This window comes from Nonomuraea sp. NPDC026600 (assembly GCF_040638335.1).
Classification (GTDB): Bacteria; Actinomycetota; Actinomycetes; order Streptosporangiales; family Streptosporangiaceae; genus Nonomuraea.
The window spans coordinates 339596-357255 of the sequence record NZ_JBEZYD010000005.1; the positions used below are offsets into that span (position 1 = coordinate 339596).

General features: G+C 68.4%; 16 protein-coding genes. 9 read left to right on the forward strand and 7 right to left on the reverse strand.

The features are described from left to right. The 6 genes from AB0F17_RS14600 to AB0F17_RS14625 form a co-directional block, all read right to left on the reverse strand. Window positions 1–1467 (reverse strand): NAD-dependent succinate-semialdehyde dehydrogenase, encoded by a 1467-nt coding sequence (locus AB0F17_RS14600; RefSeq protein WP_358021763.1) that lies wholly within the window; start codon window positions 1465–1467, stop codon window positions 1–3. Between the two features lie 28 nt (window positions 1468–1495). Further along, a complete protein-coding gene (locus tag AB0F17_RS14605) occupies window positions 1496–2458 on the reverse strand; it encodes a cyclase family protein (RefSeq protein ID WP_358021765.1) in 963 nt (320 codons plus the stop codon). 23 nt (window positions 2459–2481) lie between these two features. Further along, window positions 2482–3306 (reverse strand): prephenate dehydratase domain-containing protein, encoded by an 825-nt coding sequence (locus AB0F17_RS14610; RefSeq protein ID WP_358021768.1) that lies wholly within the window; start codon window positions 3304–3306, stop codon window positions 2482–2484. Between the two features lie 132 nt (window positions 3307–3438). Beyond that, entirely contained in the window at window positions 3439–4161 is a 723-nt protein-coding gene (locus tag AB0F17_RS14615) for a GntR family transcriptional regulator (protein WP_358021771.1), read from the reverse strand. A 74-nt stretch (window positions 4162–4235) separates the two neighbouring features. Next, on the reverse strand, window positions 4236–5252 hold the full coding sequence (locus AB0F17_RS14620; RefSeq protein WP_358021774.1) for a dihydrodipicolinate synthase family protein: 1017 nt from the start codon (window positions 5250–5252) through the stop codon (window positions 4236–4238). Window positions 5253–5291: 39 nt separating this feature from the next. Beyond that, window positions 5292–6281: a hypothetical protein gene (locus AB0F17_RS14625; RefSeq protein WP_358021777.1), complete on the reverse strand. Its 990-nt coding sequence runs from the start codon at window positions 6279–6281 to the stop codon at window positions 5292–5294. A 205-nt stretch (window positions 6282–6486) separates the two neighbouring features. Here AB0F17_RS14625 and AB0F17_RS14630 point away from each other — a divergent pair, with 205 nt between their 5' ends. After that, the gene (locus AB0F17_RS14630; protein ID WP_358021780.1) at window positions 6487–7449 is read left to right on the forward strand and encodes a VOC family protein; all 963 of its coding nucleotides are present in this window, start codon (window positions 6487–6489) and stop codon (window positions 7447–7449) included. A gap of 94 nt (window positions 7450–7543) precedes the next feature. Here AB0F17_RS14630 and AB0F17_RS14635 read toward each other — a convergent pair whose 3' ends face one another. Continuing rightward, window positions 7544–8524 carry a hypothetical protein gene (locus AB0F17_RS14635; protein ID WP_358021783.1) on the reverse strand — a complete coding sequence of 327 codons (981 nt, stop codon included), beginning with the start codon at window positions 8522–8524 and terminating at the stop codon, window positions 7544–7546. Window positions 8525–8866: 342 nt separating this feature from the next. Here AB0F17_RS14635 and AB0F17_RS14640 point away from each other — a divergent pair, with 342 nt between their 5' ends. From AB0F17_RS14640 to AB0F17_RS14675, 8 genes are all read left to right on the forward strand, one after another. Next, the gene (locus tag AB0F17_RS14640; protein ID WP_358021787.1) at window positions 8867–9715 is read left to right on the forward strand and encodes an ABC transporter ATP-binding protein; all 849 of its coding nucleotides are present in this window, start codon (window positions 8867–8869) and stop codon (window positions 9713–9715) included. Beyond that, window positions 9712–10563 (forward strand): ABC transporter permease, encoded by an 852-nt coding sequence (locus tag AB0F17_RS14645; protein WP_358021790.1) that lies wholly within the window; start codon window positions 9712–9714, stop codon window positions 10561–10563. Before AB0F17_RS14640 ends, AB0F17_RS14645 begins: the two co-directional genes overlap by 4 nt. After that, entirely contained in the window at window positions 10560–11615 is a 1056-nt protein-coding gene (locus tag AB0F17_RS14650; RefSeq protein WP_358021793.1) for an ABC transporter substrate-binding protein, read from the forward strand. The genes AB0F17_RS14645 and AB0F17_RS14650 overlap by 4 nt, the downstream gene beginning before the upstream one ends. Before the next feature lie 78 nt (window positions 11616–11693). Further along, complete coding sequence (locus AB0F17_RS14655) at window positions 11694–13139, forward strand: aldehyde dehydrogenase family protein (RefSeq protein ID WP_358021796.1); 1446 nt, start codon at window positions 11694–11696, stop codon at window positions 13137–13139. A 30-nt stretch (window positions 13140–13169) separates the two neighbouring features. Beyond that, window positions 13170–14930 carry a thiamine pyrophosphate-binding protein gene (locus AB0F17_RS14660; RefSeq protein ID WP_358021799.1) on the forward strand — a complete coding sequence of 587 codons (1761 nt, stop codon included), beginning with the start codon at window positions 13170–13172 and terminating at the stop codon, window positions 14928–14930. A gap of 13 nt (window positions 14931–14943) precedes the next feature. Further along, window positions 14944–15138 carry a ferredoxin gene (locus AB0F17_RS14665; RefSeq protein WP_358021802.1) on the forward strand — a complete coding sequence of 65 codons (195 nt, stop codon included), beginning with the start codon at window positions 14944–14946 and terminating at the stop codon, window positions 15136–15138. Continuing rightward, window positions 15135–16349 (forward strand): FAD-dependent oxidoreductase, encoded by a 1215-nt coding sequence (locus tag AB0F17_RS14670; protein ID WP_358021805.1) that lies wholly within the window; start codon window positions 15135–15137, stop codon window positions 16347–16349. Before AB0F17_RS14665 ends, AB0F17_RS14670 begins: the two co-directional genes overlap by 4 nt. 3 nt (window positions 16350–16352) lie before the next feature. Next, the gene (locus tag AB0F17_RS14675) at window positions 16353–17660 is read left to right on the forward strand and encodes a Rieske 2Fe-2S domain-containing protein (RefSeq protein ID WP_358021807.1); all 1308 of its coding nucleotides are present in this window, start codon (window positions 16353–16355) and stop codon (window positions 17658–17660) included.

Sequence of the window (17660 nt, forward strand, 5' to 3'; positions counted from 1 at the left end):
TCAGACCGGCAGCGCCGCGTAGGTGGTGTCGAGGTATTCCGTGATGCCTTCGAGGCCGCCTTCGCGACCGAGCCCGGACTGCTTGACGCCGCCGAAGGGCGCGGCCGCGTTCGACACGACGCCGAGGTTGACCCCGACCATGCCGCTGGCGAGGTCTCCGACCATGCGCAGCGCACGCTCCAGGTCACGCGTGTAGACGTAGCTCACCAGTCCGTAGGGAGTGCCGTTGGCCGCGGCCACCGCCACCTCCTCCTCGCGGAAGGTGGTGATCGGGGCGAGCGGACCGAAGATCTCCTCGTCGAGCAGCGCCGTCCCCGGCGCGACATCGCTCAGGACGGTGGGCTCCACGAACCGGCCCTTCGCCGGTCCGCCGCCCACCTCGATCACGGCGCCCCGGTCGAGGGCGTCGGCCACCAGCCGCTCGAACTTCGCGACCGCCGCGTCATCGATGAGCGGCCCGACCTCGGCGCCGTCCAGCCAACCGGCGGCGACCGTCATCGCTCCCATGCGGTCCGCGAGCCTGCCGGTGAACTCGGGGGCGAGCGACTCCGCGACGATGAAGCGGTTGGCCGCCGTACAGGCCTGGCCGATGTTGCGCATCTTGGCCAGCAACGCGCCCTCGACCGCGGCGTCGAGATCGGCGTCCGCGCACACGATGAAAGGAGCGTTTCCGCCCAGCTCCATCGAGGTCCTCATGACGTGGGCCGAGCATTGGGCCAGCAGGAGCTTGCCCACCTCGGTCGAGCCGGTGAAGGAGAGCTTGCGGGCCAGTCCCGACTCGATCACCGTGCTGACGACCGCGGCGGGGCGGGACGTGGTGACGACGTTGACCGCGCCGGCCGGAGCACCGGACTCCTCGATGATCTGCGCGAGGAGCAGGCTGGTCAGGGGCGTCTGCTCGGCCGGCTTGAGCACGGACGGGCAGCCGGCGGCGATCGCCGGGGCGATCTTGCGCGCTCCCATCGCCAGGGGGAAGTTCCACGGCGTGACGAGCAGGCAGGGCCCCACCGCCTTGTGCTGGACGAGGATGCGGGTCAGCCCGTTCGGCGACAGCCGGTAGTCCCCTCCGATGCGGAGGGCCTCGTCGGCGAACCAGCCGAAGAAGTCGGCGGCGTAGGCCACCTCCCCGCGGGACTCGGTGATCGGCTTGCCCATCTCCAGGGTGATGAGCAGGGCGAGCTCGTCCGTACGCTCGCGCAGCACGGCCTCGACCCGGCGCAGCAACGCCGCGCGCCGCGCGGGGGACAAGGCCGCCAAGGCGGGCTGCGCGTCGGCGGCGGCCCGGATCGCGTCCAGCGCGTCCTGCGCGTCGGCGTCCGCGACCTCGATCAGCGTCTCACCGGTCGCGGGGTTGTCCACCGGGAACGTCGCGCCACCCGCCGCCGGGCGCCAGCGCCCGCCGACCAGCAGCGTCGAGGGGATGGCCGGGAGCGAGGGGGCAAGGGTGGGCGTGGCCAACGCGGTCATCGATTCCTTCTTTCCTGCGGTTGTCGCCTCACAGCACCGCGATCCCGCCGACGGGACACCCGGACGCGCCGGTGATGGGCAACGCGGGCGCGGTGAAGAGGAACTCGTACTTCCCGTAGTGGGCGCAGGCGGTCGCGAGCTCCTGGAAGTCGAAGATCTCGCCGATGGCCAGCCCCATGTGGACCAGTGCCACGACATGGAAGGGCTGGAAGCAGTCGATCTCGTTGGGACGGACCTCGACGCCCCAGGTGTCCGAGGCGACCGCGGCGATCTCCCGCTCGTGGAACCACGGGGCGGTGTGCAGTGACACCCCTGGGGCGGCACCGCCCGCGTAGTCGCCCCACCCGTGGCGGCGAGCCTCCAGGAAGCCGGTACGGATGAGCACCGCGTCCCCGCGCCGGATCCGCACGCCCTCGGCCGCCGCGGTCGCCTCCAGCTCCTCGACGGAGATCGCGTAGCCGGGCTCGAGAGCGTCCACGCCCAGGTGCCGGGCCACGTCCAGCAGCACGCCGCGCAGCACGAACTTGCCCGCGTAGTTCTCCACGCCGTTCTTGGCCGCCCCGTTGGAGGAGACGAGGCCGGCGGAGCGCCCGTTGTACATCTTCCCTTTCCAGAAGATGTGGGAGAGCGAGTCCCACTGGGTGCCGGCCTGGTTGGGCACGATGAGAATGTCGTCGGAACGCCCGTAACCCTTGGCCGGGCCGAACCCGGCCGGAAGGATGTCCTGCGCTCCGGCCAGGTGGTCGGCTCCCGTCGCCGTCATCACGTTGCGCGGGTTGGCGCGCAGGGTGCCGGTCTGAGGGCCGCGCTGGTCGTAGGGGAGCGAGCAGGAGATGGTCACGCCGTGCTCGACGAGGGCCGCGGCGCGCCGCACTTCCTCGGGCCCGACGTGGTTCATCGTCCCGAGCGAGTCCTCCTCGCCCCAACGTCCCCAGTTCGTGCACTGCTCGATGTAGCGCTCGAGGACGTCTGCGCCGCGGAAGTCGGACATCTCTTCTCCATGGTCATGAGGGGTCAAGAAACGGTTGACGTGGCGAAGACGCCGACCAGCCGGGAGCCGAAGGTCTCGATCGCCTGGCCGGTGAGGGGCTCACCGCTCCGCGTACGCAGCACCACGAGGTAGCGGTAGCGGAAGATCTCGCCGGTGGGCGCGTTCGTGATCGTGCGCACGACCAACCCGAGCGGGGCCAGGCGCGCGAGCGTCTCGTCGAGCTCGTCACTGCCGTCGACGCGTACCGCCAGATGGTCGGCGCCGGGGGAGACCTCCAGCGCGGAGGTGAGCGCCCACCACCCGCCGACGCTGCCGTCGTCGATGTCGCGCTCGATGATGTCCAGGCCGAGCGCCCGCGCCACGGCCTCGGTGCCGATCACGGCGGTCGAGCCGTCGCCTTCGAGCACCTCTCGCGCCGCGGCCACGGAGTTCTGCCGGTGGATGTCGACCGTCGCGGCGGGCAGCCGCTCCGCCAGGAAGCGGCGGCACTGCCGGATGGAGCCGTGTCCACCCACCCGCTCGATGTCGTCCAGACGGGTGCCCGGCTTGCCCAGCAGGGCGCAGTGGTAGGGCACCACGATCTCATAGCCGATGAAGAGCTTCTCTCCGGTGAGGATTCGGGCGGCGGTCTCGGTGCACGCGGTGTTGGAGGTCTCCGACGTCAGCACTCCCAGGTCGATCCGGCCGTCGAGGACGGCGGCGACGACGTCGTCCATCGTCGGGAGGTATTCCGGCCTGCCCAGCTCGGGCCTGCGGGCGAGCAGCGACTGTGTCGCCTGCCCCGCGAACGTGAGTTCGCTGCCCAGCGTGCCGACCCGCCGCGCCGTCCGGTGGTCAGTGCCGCTCACGGCGTCCTCCTGGCAACTGGATAGTGTATTCAGTACGCGACAACATAACATGCCTCCTGGGTGACTGACGATGGGGCTTGGTGTGAGGCCGGTCTCAGAGGGCTAGGCGTGAGACCGGTCTCAGAGCCGATCTCAGGCGCCGGGGCGCTCGCTGCCGTCCTCGACCCAGCTCATGTGGACGAGCCGGTCACGGGTGTGCCCGACGTGGGCCTCTATCTCGGCGCGGATCTCGTCCTCGTCGCCCCGCTCCACGGCCTTGAGGATGGCCTGGTGCTCGGCGAGCACCTCCTTGCGCCGCGGGAGATCCGGAGCGGCCAGGTGCAGATAGCGATAGATCCGGAACCGTACCTCGTCGATGATGGTGGACACCGCGGAGCCGCGCCCGTGGAGCGAGCGATGGAACTGCATGTCCGCCTGGAACCACTCCTCGGCTGACATGTCCAGATCCATGGCACTCGCGGCGGCGCGGGCCGCCGGCAGGTCCACGTCGAGGAACTTGGGCCGTGATCGCGCACGGAGCGTGGCGAAGGTCTCCAGCGTCTGGCGCAGGTCGAAGAGCTCGAGCACCTGCTCCCGGGTGAGCTTCGTGACGACGTAGCGCTGGAAGGGATTAGCGTCGAGCAGGCGTTCGGCCTGAAGCCTTCGCAAGGCCTCACGCACCGGCACCCGGCTCACGCCGAGGTTGTTGGCGAGCTCGACCTGGTTGATCTCGGTCCCGGCCGGGATCTCTCCGCGAATGATGGCGTCATGGACGCGCTCGTAGACGCGGTCTCCGAGCGTCGTGCGTGAGACGGCATCCATGCCTGCGCCCGTGGACGTGCCGCCCATCGGAGGGGTTGTCGACTTCTTCGGCATTCCCGGAGTATATATGTAAGGCGTATACAGTTGCCAGAAACCAATCATCAAGCGGGTCACCGCGACCTGGCCGCCTACTCCGGGTTGCGCCCGACGAAGTACTCCTCGTCCGGGTCGTCCGTCACCCACAGCCCCGAGTCCACCAGCGCTCGCCGGAACGCCGCCATCTCGCCACTGTGCAGGCGGTTCGCCGGGACGCGCAGCGGCCCGCCGTTGAAGCCCGCGAGCCACGCCTGGTACTTCCACGCGGCCCGGTTCACGGAGTGGGCGTGCGGGACCGGCGCGACGTTGCCGTTGGCCCGCCAGGCGGGGGCGATCTTCCAGAGCAGATCCATGGCCTGGTCGACCTTGCCCTCCCGGGCCAGGGCCAGCATCCGCGGCGCGGTGTCGCCGTAGTACTCGGTGTTCGAGGTCGCGATCACCCGCAGGGGGACGAGCGCGGCCAGCGCGATGGCCTCCTGGATGATCGGCATGGTGATCAGCACCTTCTCCGAGAGCCGGTGCCAGGCGTGCGCGAAGCCGGCGACCGACGGGAACCCGCCTTCGGCCTTCACCGAGACGACGTTCGGCGCGGCGTCGACCAGATCGGCGAGCATGTCGACCGGCAGCGAGGCGGAGTGGAGCCGTTCGAAGCCCCAGTGCGTCATCGGGAAGAGGATGACGGCCAGGTCGGTCGCGTCGCAGAACGCCTTGGTGTAGTCGTGCAGCTCCTGCAAGGACTTCGGGTAGAAGCACGGCGGGTACGACAACAGCGCGAGGCGGGCCCCCGCGGCCGCGGCACGCCGCGCGGCGACGATGTTCTCCTCCAGCGTGTTGAACGACGCGTGGAAGATCAGGTTGAGCCGGTCCCCGGCCTCGTCGTGCGCGATCTCGGTGAAGCGGATGTACTCGTCGAGGGTGATGTTGACCTCGCTGACGAGCAGCGTGCCCGTGAACCCGAGCTCGATCACCCGTCGGACGTCATGGCGGATGCCGCGTTCGTTCAGGCGGGTCAGGTCGGCCGAGAAGCTCGGGATGACCACGTTGTTGACGCCGTGAAAGTGCTCATGGGCCCAGTCCCGCACGTCGTTCTTGCCGATAGCGCGCGTCATGTGTGATTCAGTCTCCTCGTGTTGTGAGATGCCGGGTGGTCAGCGGCGGCTCTTGGGTATGGCCAGGTCGTCCCAGTCGGTCCCGAGACCGGCCTCGACCGAGCGTCGGTACACCAGCTCGGCGGCGACGAGGTCCTGGAGAGCGGTTCCGACGGACTTGAAGATGGTGAGGTCTCCCTGCGGGTCCTCGGGCAGCGACGCCTTGCCCTGCAGCAGGTCGCTGAGGCGCAGGACGGCGCCGAGGCTGCCGCCCTCGTCGACGAACTCCCGGATGTCGCCGGACTCATCCGCGATCTGCGCCGGATCGGCGTCGAAAACCAGGGTTCCGGCACGCCTGAAGACGGCCGTGTCGAGCTCGCGCAGGTCGCGGTGGGTGGAGCCGATCGCGCTGATGTGCAGGCCGGGCCGGAGCCATGCGGACTCGCACGCGATCGGGCCTCCGTAGCCGGTGTTCGTCGCGGTGATCACATGGTCGACGTCGGCGCAGGCCGCCGCGGCCGTGGCGGCCGGCACCACCGGCAGGTCGAGCTCCTCGCGCAGGCGGCCGGCCAGTCGCTCCCGGCTCGCCGGGTTCGGGCTGAACACCTTGACCTCGTCGATCTCATTCACCGCGGCGAAGGTACGCAGGTGTGTCTCGGCCTCCAGCCCTGACCCGAGAACGCCGAGGCGGGTCGCCTTCACCCCGAGGGCTCGCGCGGCGACCGCGCTGGTCGCGGCGGTCCGCGCCGCTGTCAGGTAGCAGGCGTCCATCGTGGCCAGAACCTCGCCGGTCTCGATGGAGGCGAGCATGATCAGGTAGCGGACGCCCACGCCGTTGCCGCCGAAGAACGTCTTGAGCCCCATGACACCCGACTGGGGCACGACGGCGGGCATGACGCGGAAGAACCTGCCACCACCCGCGAGGTTCACCCGCCCGGGAATGTCGGCAGGGGCGTTCGCATCGATCCGGATGGCGCGGTCGATCGCCTCGACGAGCGAGGCCGGGTCGAGCACGCTGCTCACCGAGCGGTCATCAAGCAGAAGAGTCATGGGCGATCCCTCAGGAAGCGGCGCAGTGGTCGTATAGACGCGGCGGTCGTACAGAGCGGAGTCGGCCGATCAGCACCCGGCCTTGACGAACGCGACAACTGTATACACTCTAGTGACAACTTTGCACGCGTCAAGTCATCATTGAGCACCGAGAATCGCCCAAGTGCCTGCAAACTAGCTGTAGTAGGCAAAAACCGGAGGAACCATGGAGCAGTCAGTAGAGCGTCTTGGATACGTCGTGATGGGTGTCCCGGACCTTGCCGAGTCGACGAAGTTCTACTCGAACGTCGGCCATCTCACCGTGCACGACTCCTCGGACGCGGCCAGCTTCCTCGGCGGTGGCTACGACCACCATTGGCTGCGGTTGGAGGAGAACCAGCACCGGCGCGGGCTGATGCGCGTGGGCTTCCAACTCGCCAATGACGAGGCGTTGTCCGACGTCGCGAACCGGCTGGACGAGCGCGGCATCCGGTGGGAGGAGATCGGCGACCTGGAAGGCGACGGGGTCGACCGCGGTCTCCGGTTCGTCGACCCCGACGGGGTCGAGATCGACGCCTACACCGACATGCTGTGCCGTGCCGTGAAGCCGACCCAGGACGTCGTGCGCATGACGGAGATGCTGCACGCGGTGTGGTTCTCGGCCGACCCCGTCGCGGCGCACCGGTTCTACGCCGACGTCCTCGGGTTCCGGGCGTCGGACTGGATCAAGCGCAACGCGGTGTTCATGCGGTCGGCGAACAACTACCACCACTCGCTCGGCATCTTCCGTTCGAGCCCCCAGCGCGCCGCGTCCATGGACCACTTCTGCATCCTCGTGGAGAACATCGACGACGTGATGCGGGCCAGGAACATCGCCCTGCGTCAGGGCGCGCAGCTCCAGAAGGATGTGCTCCGGCACGCCGCGTCCGGCTCGATCAGCGTCTACATCGCCGACCCGATGACCGGCATCTCCTTCGAGTTCTGCACCGAGCACGACATCGTCGACCCGGACCACCGGCCCCGCCTGCTGGAGGGCTCGCCGATCACGCGTGACGTGTGGCAGCAGGGCAGTCCGGGTCTGGCCAAGAACGCGCCGCTGGGGGCCACCTCGGACACGCCACTCGCGCGGACGGCCAAGGAGAGCGGAGGGGAGAGCAGCGTCGCCGACCTGGCCAACTCCATCGCCTGAGGTTCGCGGCCCCCGGGCGCGGCGAGCCGTGAACACGCCGGCCGAGGATCATCACCCTCGGCCGGCGTGCGGGCCTGTGCCGGCGACCGGGTGCTCACGTACCGCGCAGGCTCTCCGCGACGAACTGTTCGACGTCCCAGTGGGTGGCCGTCAGTCCGTCCAGGTTCGACTGCCGCGCGGCCAGGTCCAGCATCGCCTTGTTGGCGGCGAACCCGTACGGGAAGGGGTCCGCCCCGAAGGCCGCGGCCTGCCAGTCCATGTCGTCATTCCCGTCGAGGAAGACGCCGCCGGCCTTGCGGTCGCGCCGGTACGCCTCCTGCTTGGCGGCTTCGAACGCCGCGAAAAGCGCCTCGGGCACCCACGGCTCCTTCTCGACGAGGCGTCGCTGTACGAGCACGGCGTGGTTGACCGGCAGAAAGCCGGTCTTCCGCGCGAAGTCCGCCATGAACCGACGGCCCCCATCCGGGAAGAGCCGCGCCACCTTGCCCGTCGAGGTGTCGATCGCGGTCCCGCCCGCGGGGAACGAAGCGTCCAGCTCTCCGGCCTGGAGCATGCGATTGACGTCGCCGTCGCCGGTCCAGTGCAGGGTGACGCCCTCGGGCGGATGCGATTCGAAGCCCATCTGCCGGCCGTGGCTCTCGTCGCCCTGCCGTCCGATGTACCACTCGATGTCCCCTGGTCGGATGCCCCAGAGCACCTCGAGCTGCGCGCGGAACCAGAGGCCCGCCGTCATGGTGTAGTCGGGGATCCCGAACTTCTTGCCCTTCAGGTCGGCGCCGCTCTCGATGCCCGCGCCGGTGTTGACCCACGTGTTCAGCCCGAGTGTGGCCTTGCTGGCGAAGACCGGGATCAGCACCCAGTCCCACAGGTCCTTCGGCCGCTCGCGGGTGACCATGAAGTTCGAGATGGAGAACTCGAACACGTCGTGCGCGCTGTCGCGGAGATGCATCGAGTGCAGGTCGCCCGCTTTGCCGCCCTCCCATGTGATCTCCATGCCCGTGGCCCGGACGGTGCCGTCGACGAGCGGTGCCACACGCCGGTTGGGGGAGAACGTGCCGCGCAGCCGCAGGGTCATTCCCGGCCTCCGATCTTAGGGGTTGACTAGTGGCAAGAGTATACAGTTGCCAGACGGCAATCTAGATGTAACTCTTGACACACGTTCCGGCGTCAGTAATCTGTATACACCTGGACCTGTTACGGCGTTGAGCTGGGCCGTTACGGAATCCGAGCAAGGGCACGGTCGCAGACTCCGGCAGCCGGCACCGCACAAGCACGAGGACAGCAACCGTTCGTGGATCCCAGGAACCTCGTATCGGAGAGGACGTTTCCCCGGCTGCTCAGGCAGACGAGGCAGGCTGAGGAGGACTGAGAATTGGGCGACGCTTCGCCTGTAGAGCCCGGCACCGAGGTGCCCGTGGTGGAGTTCAAGAATGTGACGGTGAGTTACCCCGGCAAGGGTGTCATCCGTCCTGCCGTGGTGGATGTCAACCTCACCGTGTCCAAGGGACGCTTCGTATGCGTGGTCGGACCCAGCGGGTGTGGCAAGTCCACGCTGCTGCACGTTTGCTCGGGCCTGCTGAAGGTGAGCGGTGGGGAGTTCCGGTACCAGGGCAAGGAATGGAACAAGCTCCACCAGGGGATCGGGTACGTCACCCAGCGGGAGACGCTGCTGCCCTGGAAGACGGTCCTGGGCAACATCGCGCTTCCGCTCAAGCTCAACGGCGTGTCGCGAGCGGAGCGGCGCGAGAGGGCGGCCGAGATGGCGGCGAGCGTCGGTCTCGGTGACTGGCTCAACCGCTACCCGCGAGAGCTCTCCGGAGGCATGCGGCAGCGCGTCCAGCTCGCGCGCACCCTGGTCACCGCGCCGACGCTGCTGCTCATGGACGAGCCGTTCGGTGCCCTCGACGCCGTGCTCCGGGTGCGGATGCAGGAGTTCCTGAAGTCCCGGATCGAGGGGACCGACCTCACCACGATCTTCGTGACCCACGACCTGACCGAGGCGCTGACCATCGGCGACGAGGTGGTCGCCATGGCGGGAGCGCCAGGGAGGATCGACCAGATCGACAAGCTCGAGGATCTCCCGCGCGGGGTCTCGCCTGTCGAGCTCCGGCAGTCGCCCGCGTACGCGGCGCACGAGGCCAGGTTGTGGAAGACGATCGCCGGCAACCTGTCGGACGACGGCGTCGCCCTGAGCCACTCCGCTTCGGAACACGATGGCGACCACGCCATGACTGCCGCGACCCGCGGCGGGAGGGAAATCTCATGACGACAGTGGCGCCCAAGTCGGCGTCCAGGGCGACGTCTGATGCCGCCACGGCGGACGGGCGGGACCACCGTCGGGAGCGAGTGCTCGATCAGGTCAGGCTCTGGGCCATCCGGATCGCCATCGTGGTGGTCTTCTGCTCGACCTGGCAGTTCGCCAGCGGCCGGATCTTCCCCGTGTTCATCGTCTCGAGCCCGACGCTGGTCCTCGAACGCTTCGGTGAGTTCATGCAGGGCGGCAAGCTCCTGTCGGACCTGGCCTACACCATGCAGGCCTGCGGCATCGGTTTCGCGATCGGCGCGCTGATCGGCAGCACGCTGGGCCTGCTCTTCGGCATCTACGAGTCCGTCTCGCGGGTCATCGCACCGTTCGCCGCCATGCTCTACTCGACGCCGAAGATCATGCTGTCACCGCTCATCGTGGTCTGGGTCGGCGTCGATCTCACCATGAAAGTGTTCGTCGCGACGTTCTCGTGCATGTGGGTGATCTTCTACAACGTGTGGAACGCCACCCGGCACATCGATCGCAACCTGCTCGACCAGTTCCGGTTGATGGGCGCGAGCCAGCGCCAGATCCTCACCGGTCTGTACCTTCCCGCGGCGACGACCTGGCTGCTCACCAGCCTTCGTGTCGCGTTCCCCATCGCGCTGATCGGTGCGGTGGTCGGCGAGTTCGTGGCGTCATCGGAGGGTCTGGGTCACCTGGCTCTCGACTCCGGCCAGCGCTACGACTCCGCGGGAGTGCTCGTCGCGGTGCTGACGATCACCCTCACGGCAATGATCATCGATTCGGTTCTGCGGGCGATTCAGCGCAAGGTGGCGCTGTGGCAAGGCGAAGGAGCACGAGGATGACCAGGTCAAGCACAGGGTGGACGCACCGGCTGACGCGTATCACCTCGGGCGTGTTGCTCGGGGCCATGGTGCTGACCGCCTGTGGCAGCGGCGGCGGCGGGACGATCACGGCGGACGCCAAGACCGGCAACCGGAAGATCCGGATCGCGGCGCCGTTCATCTCGACCATGAACTCGGCGATCCTGTACGCGCAGGGCACCGGCATCTTCAAGAAGTACAACATCGAGACGGAGTTCGTCGAAGTCCACGGCGCCGCCGGCCTGCAGGCGACCCTCGGCGGCAGCACCGACATGGCGATCACCTCGTCGGTGAACCCGGTGGCCGCCCTGCAGCAGGGCCAGGAGTTCCCGATCATCGCGCAGATCGGGAACGGATTCCCCGAGTCGGTCCTCGTCAGTGCCGCCGCCTGGAAGGAGAGCGGCCTGAAGGACGACTCGCCGCTGAAGGACAAGATGAAGTTCCTCGTCGGCAAGTCGTGGGGCGTCTCCAGCCCCCAGGGGTCGAGCAGCTACATGGCCAGGTACATGTTCCAGCTGGCCGGCCTGTCCGACAAGGAGTTCAAGATGAACTCGCTGGGCTCCGCCCCAGGGATTCTGGCCGCGCTCAAGAGCGAGAAGGTCGTCGCGGGCAGCATGGGTTCGCCCTACCCGCAGGTGGCCGAGGCCGAGGGTTACGCGCATGTCTTCATCGACGTCAGCGGTGGTGAGGTGCCTGAGGTGACCAACACCCTGACCTCGGTCGTCGCGGTCACCCCGGACTTCTACAAGAACAACGGCAAGCTCATCGAAGACTTCAGAAAGGCTCTCGGGGAGGCGCAGAAGCTGGTCTACGACGACTCCAAGACGGTCGACGAGTGGGTCTACAACGCGCACTTCAAGGGCAGCCCCAAGGAAGCCGTGCTGAAGGGCGTTCAGGACCAGCGCGCCGGCGACGCCATCGCGAAGCAGCCTGAGGTCAAGGCGGAGGCCGCCGAGAGGCTGGTCACCTTCATGAAGAAGACGGGTCAGCCCGTGCCGGACGACTGGCGCAAGATCTTCGTGGACCTGAAGTAGGACGTCCGCTCGTGGGTGCGGGGCCGGCCCCGCACCCACAAGCGTGGTCAGATCCCGGCTTGAAGAGAAGGAGTACAAGTGTCGGAATTCATTGATGGCCGGATGCTCATCGGCGGCGAGCTCGTGGAGAGCCGTACCTCGAACTGGTTGGAGTCGGTGAACCCGGCCAACGAGGAGGTCATCGGCCGGGTGCCCGCTGCCGGACCGGAGGACGTGGACGCGGCGGTGCGGGCCGCGCTGGGCGCCTTCGACGCGTGGGCCGGACTGTCGATGACCGAACGCGCCCACGCCCTGCGCGGCTACGCGCAGCGCCTGCGGGAAGAGGGGAAGCGGATCCTCGACGTCGAGGTCCGCGACACCGGCAACAGCATCGCCAAGCTCCGTCATGACGTCGCGAGCGCGGTGCGGGGGATCGAGTACTTCGCCGGTCTCGGGACCGAGCTCAAGGGTGAGACGGTTCCGGCCAGCGCCGATGCGCTGCACTACTCCGTCCGCGAGCCGTATGGGGTGGTGGGGCGGATCGTGCCGTTCAACCACCCGATCCTGTTCGCCGCGAAGTTCGGGGCCCCGCTCATGGCGGGCAACTGCGTGGTGATCAAGCCGTCGGAGCAGTCGCCCTTGTCGGCCACCATACTCGCCGAGATCGTCCGGGAGACGCTCCCGCCCGGGGTGGTCAACATCGTGACCGGCGACGGGGTCGGCGCGGGTGTCCCGCTGGTGCGTCACCCGCTGGTGAAGCGGATCTCCTTCATCGGCTCCGTGCCGACGGGAATGGCGATCCAGCGCGCGGCCGCCGAGGTGGCCGTCAAGCACGTCAGTCTTGAGCTGGGCGGCAAGAACCCGATGATCGTGTTCCCCGACGCCGATCCCGACGAGGTCGCCTCGAACGCGGTCGCCGGCATGAACTTCGCCTGGATGGGGCAGTCCTGCGGCTCGATGAGCCGGATCCTGCTCCCGGACTCCCTCTACGACGCCGTCCTCGAGCGCGTGGTCGCGAAGGTCGCGGCGATCGTCCAGGGAGACCCGGCCAAGGAGGAGACCGGCGCGGGCCCGATGAACTCGCGGGCGCAGTACGACAAGACCCTCAGCTACATCCAGGCGGGCATCGAGGACGGCGCGCGCCTGGTCGCCGGCGGCACCCGTCCGGAAGGTCCCGAGTTCGAGCGCGGCTACTGGATCCGCCCGACGGTCTTCGCCGACGTCACCCCGCAGATGCGCATCTTCCGGGAAGAGATCTTCGGCCCGGTGATGTCCCTGATCCGCTACCGGGACGTCGACGAGGCGATGCGGCTGGCCAACGACGTCGAATACGGCCTGACCGCGTCCATCTGGACCAACGACCTGAAGCTGGCCATGCGGGCCGCGCGCGAGGTCCGCGTCGGCTACGTCTGGGTGAACGGCGTGTCGCGGCACTTCCTCGGCACCGGGTTCGGCGGCTTCAAGAACTCCGGCACCGGGCGTGAGGAGTGCTTCGACGAGATGCTCAGCTACACCGAGACGAAGACGGTGCACGTCCGTGTGTGAGCGCGTCGAGCAGCTGCGAATGGAGTCCCTGTGAAGCCCGAAGCGCTCAACGTAGCGATCACCGAACGCCCTCCCCTGGAATGGGGCAGTGACGCCATCGCGGAACTGCTCAGCCGGCTCGACCTGCCCTACATCGCCATGGTTCCCGGCTCGAGCTACCGGGGACTGCACGACAGCCTCGTGAACTACCTCGGCAACACCGGGCCGCAGATGATCGTGTGCCTGCACGAGGAGCACTCCGTCGCCATCGCGCAGGGGTACGCCAAGGTGACCGGCCGGCCGATGCTCGTCGGACTCCACAGCAACGTGGGTCTGATGCACGCCGCGATGGCGATCTACAACGCCTACTGCGACCGCGCCCCCATGGTCCTGATCGGCGCGACCGGGCCGCTGGACGCCGCGAAGCGCCGGCCGTGGATCGACTGGGTGCACACCTCCGCCGACCAGGCGGCGATCGTCCGCCACTACGTGAAGTGGGACGACCAGCCCGGCTCGGTGGAGGCGGCGCTGGAGTCGCTGATGCGCGGCAACCTCCTCACGCGGACCGAGCCGTCCGCCCCGGTCTACATCTGCCTGGACTCGGAGATCCAGGAGTGCGAGGTCGGCGCCGCTCTCGAGATTCCGGAGCCCGACCGGTACCCGGTCGCCACGGACCCCGCGCCGGACACGGGCACGGTCGACGAGATCCTCGCGATGCTCGCCTCGGCCGAGCGGCCGCTGATCCTGCTCGGGCGGAGCGGTCGCACCGAGGAGGAGTGGAACCGGCGGGTGGCCCTGGTCGAGGCGCTGGGCGTCTGCTGCCTGACCGACATGCGCATGCCGGCCGCCTTCCCCACCGAGCATCCGAGCCACCCCGCCAAGCCCGGAGCGGGCCGGCTGAGCCAGTCCGGCGTCGAATTGGTGCGTCAGAGCGACCTGATCCTCAGCCTGAACTGGACGGAGCTCTCGGGAACCCTCGCTTCGGCGTTCGGGGACGGCCCGCGGCCCAAGGTGGTCACCTGCAAGAACTTGGGAGCCCTGCTCAACGGGTGGACCAAGGATCATTTCGCGCTGGTCTCCGCGGACCTGGAGGTCACGGCCGGCGCGGACCAGATGGTCTCGGCCCTGCTGGCCCGGGTGGGCGAGAACCCGCCGGTCGAACGGCCTGACTGGCCGCCGACGCGGCCGGCGGCGCGGCCTGGTGGCCGCCCTGAGGTCGAGGGCGACCCCATCTTGATGTCCGACCTCGCCACCGCGATCCGCGAGGCCGCCGGCAGCGGGAAGATCACCTACACCACGCTGCCGCTGGGCTGGTCCGGAGAGGACGCGCTGTTCTCCGGGCCGCTTGACTACCTGGGCCGCGACGGTGGCGGTGGTGTCGGTTCCGGGCCCGGTATCGCCGTCGGGGCCGCGCTGGCTCTGGACGGGACGGGCCGCGTGCCGGTCGCCGTGCTGGGAGACGGTGACTACCTGATGGGCAGCTCGGCACTCTGGACCGCGGCGCACTACCGGCTGCCGCTGCTGGTGATCGTCGCGAACAACCGGTCGTACTTCAACGACGAGGGACACCAGCGGCAGGTCGCGGCACGACGCTCACGTCCGGTGGAGAACCGCTCCGTGGGACAGCACCTGCGCGACCCCGACCCGGACCTGGCGACGATCGCTCGTGGCCACGGGCTGTCGGCGTACGGGCCGGTCCTGGATCCAGGTGAGCTGCAATCGGTGCTCAGTAAGGCGTTCGACGAGGTCCGCGCGGGCGGCACGGTGGTCGTGGATGTCCGGGTCAATCCGTACGGTTACGGTCGCGCTTGAGGGTGGGGTTTTCATGAAGCTGTTCATCGAGGTGGAGAAGTGCTGCGGGTTCGGCGAGTGCATCGCCCTCGCGCCCGATCTGTTCCGCATGGGTGATGACAACCGTGCTCGGCTGATCGGTGACGGGACGGTGGACCAGGCCGACGAGGAGCGTGCGGGCACCGCGGCCTTCGCCTGCCCGGCGGAGGCCATCGGAGTGGAGGAATGACCGGCCGCAGTGACGTTCTGATCGTCGGTGGTTCCATCGCCGGTATACGGACTGCCGAGGGGCTGCGCCGGCTCTCCTTCGAGGGCAGCATCACCGTCCTCGAAGCGGGCCCGGACCTCCCGTACGACCGTCCCGCGCTGTCGAAGCAGGTCCTCGCGGGGGGAGAAAGCGCCGAGTCGGTCAGGCTGCGCTCACAGGCGGACCTGGACAAGGCCCGGATCGAGCTGCGGCGGGGCTGCCGCGGCGTCGGCCTCGACGTCGACGCCCGTACGGTACGCCTGGACGATGGCACCGCGATCGAGTACTCCGACCTGGTCATCGCCACGGGCTCCGCGCCCCGGAGGCTGCCTGCGGCCCCGGTGCGCCCCGGTGTCCACTACCTGCGCACGGTGCGGGATGCCCTGGATCTTCGCGACGCCATCGACGGTCCGGTCCGGGTCGTGGTCGTGGGAGCCGGTTTCATCGGTTCGGAGGTGGCCGCCGTGGCGGCCACGAGATCGGCGAGCGTCACCGTGGTCGAGCCGTACGCGTTTCCGCTCAGCCGGGTTCTCGGTGACCTCGTCGGTAAGCGGCTCGCGCGGCTGCACGAGAGCAAGGGGGTCCAGCTCGTCCTGGGCCGCTCGGTGAGCGAGGTCGGCGATGACGGTGCAGGCGGCAAGCGCGTCGTTCTCGACGACGGCACGACGTTGGACTGTGACGTGGTGGTCGTCGGCGTCGGCGCGATCCCCCACACCGACTGGCTGGTCGGCTCAGGGCTCGACGTGGCCGACGGCGTCGTCTGCGACGAGTTCTGCCGCGCGAGCGCGCCGCACGTCTTCGCGGCCGGTGACGTCGCACGCTGGCCGAACGAACTGTTCGCCGAGTCGATGCGCATCGAGCACTGGACGAACGCCGTCGAGCAAGCGGGGGTCGTGGCGTGGAACATCCTGCATCCGGACAATCCACGCGCCTACGCGCCGGTTCCGTACGTGTGGTCGGATCAGTACGGGAGCCGGCTGCAGATCGTCGGTCGACCGCGGGCCGAGGACGAGGTGCGGATCGTGCTCGATGATCCAGCCGACGACAGCTTGGTCGCGTTGTATGTCCGCGATCAGCGTCTCGCCGGTGCCTTCGGATTGAACGCGCCGTCGCGGATGCTCGTGTTGCGTCGCTCACTGGCCGCGCGGGCGTCGCTTGACGAGGTCATGGCGACCGTTAACGAGAAAGGTTAGGTTATGGCTCATTACGCTGAACTCATTCAGCCGGGCCGTGTGCACTCCGCGGTCTTCACCAGCGAAGACATCTACGAGGCCGAGCTCGACAACATATTTTATCGCTACTGGATGTTCGTGGCGCACGAGTCGGAGATTCCGCGGCCGGGCGACTACTGCACGAAGTGGATCGGCCAGAAGCAGCTCATCGTCTCGCGAGCAGCCGACGGTGAGATCGGTGTCTTCTTCAACCGCTGCCGCCACCGCGGTGCCGCCGTGTGCATGGAGGACTATGGCAACGCCTCCTTCTTCCGCTGCCCTTACCACGGCTGGACGTACAACTCCTCGGGTGATCTGGTCGGCGTTCCCTACCCGTCCCGATACGGCGACGACTTCGACAAGAGCTCGCTCGGCCTCGGCAAGGTCCCCCGCGTCGGGTCCGTCGCGGGGTTCATCTTCGCGTCGATGGCCGAGGAAGGACCCACGCTGGCCGAGCACCTGGGCAAGGCGGCCGGCTACCTGGAGGACTTCGTCAAGGCCTCGCCTCTCGCCGCCGTGAGCCTGTCGGCGGGCACGTCCAAGTCGACGTTCTGGGGCAACTGGAAGTTCGTCGGCATGGACGGCTACCACACCAACTTCACCCACAAGACGGTTCTCGACCTGCGCCAGCGCAAGCAGGGTGCTTCGTACAGCCGAGGCGCCGGCAACTCCGACAAGTCGTCGAACGAGAGCTGGGACCTGGGCAACGGCCACTGCCGCCTGGACCTGACCGGGAAGGACAAGGTCGCCGTCGGGTCGGCGTCGAACACGTCGATCGCCGCCAACATCCCCGACACCGACGACGGCCGTGAGTACATGCGCCTGATGACCGAGACCTACGGAGACGAGGCTCCCGAGGTCATCCGCCGCTCCCGTGACGTGCACATCCACGTCTGGCCGAACCTGCAGCTGATCGGGTCCCAGGTACGCGTCATCCGCCCGCTCGCCGCGGGGCGTACCGAGGTGATGAGCTATCCGGCGATGTTGGACGGTGTCCCGGACTCCATCAACACCGAGAGGATCCGCTCCTTCGAGTGGTTCAGCGGCGTCGCCAGCTTCGGTACCCCCGACGACACCGAGGTCTTCGAGCGCAACCAGATCGGGCTGCAGTCCGACTACATCCCGTGGCTGGTCCTCGCGCGTGGGCTGACGGTCGCGCCTCAGGAGGACGGTTCGCTGGTCGGCAACGTCACCGACGAGGTCCCGCAGCGCGCCCAGATGCAGGCCTGGCTGAGAGCCATGAGCGACGGTCCCGTCGACCTCGCCGTACGGACCGAAGGCGAGGCGAAGTGA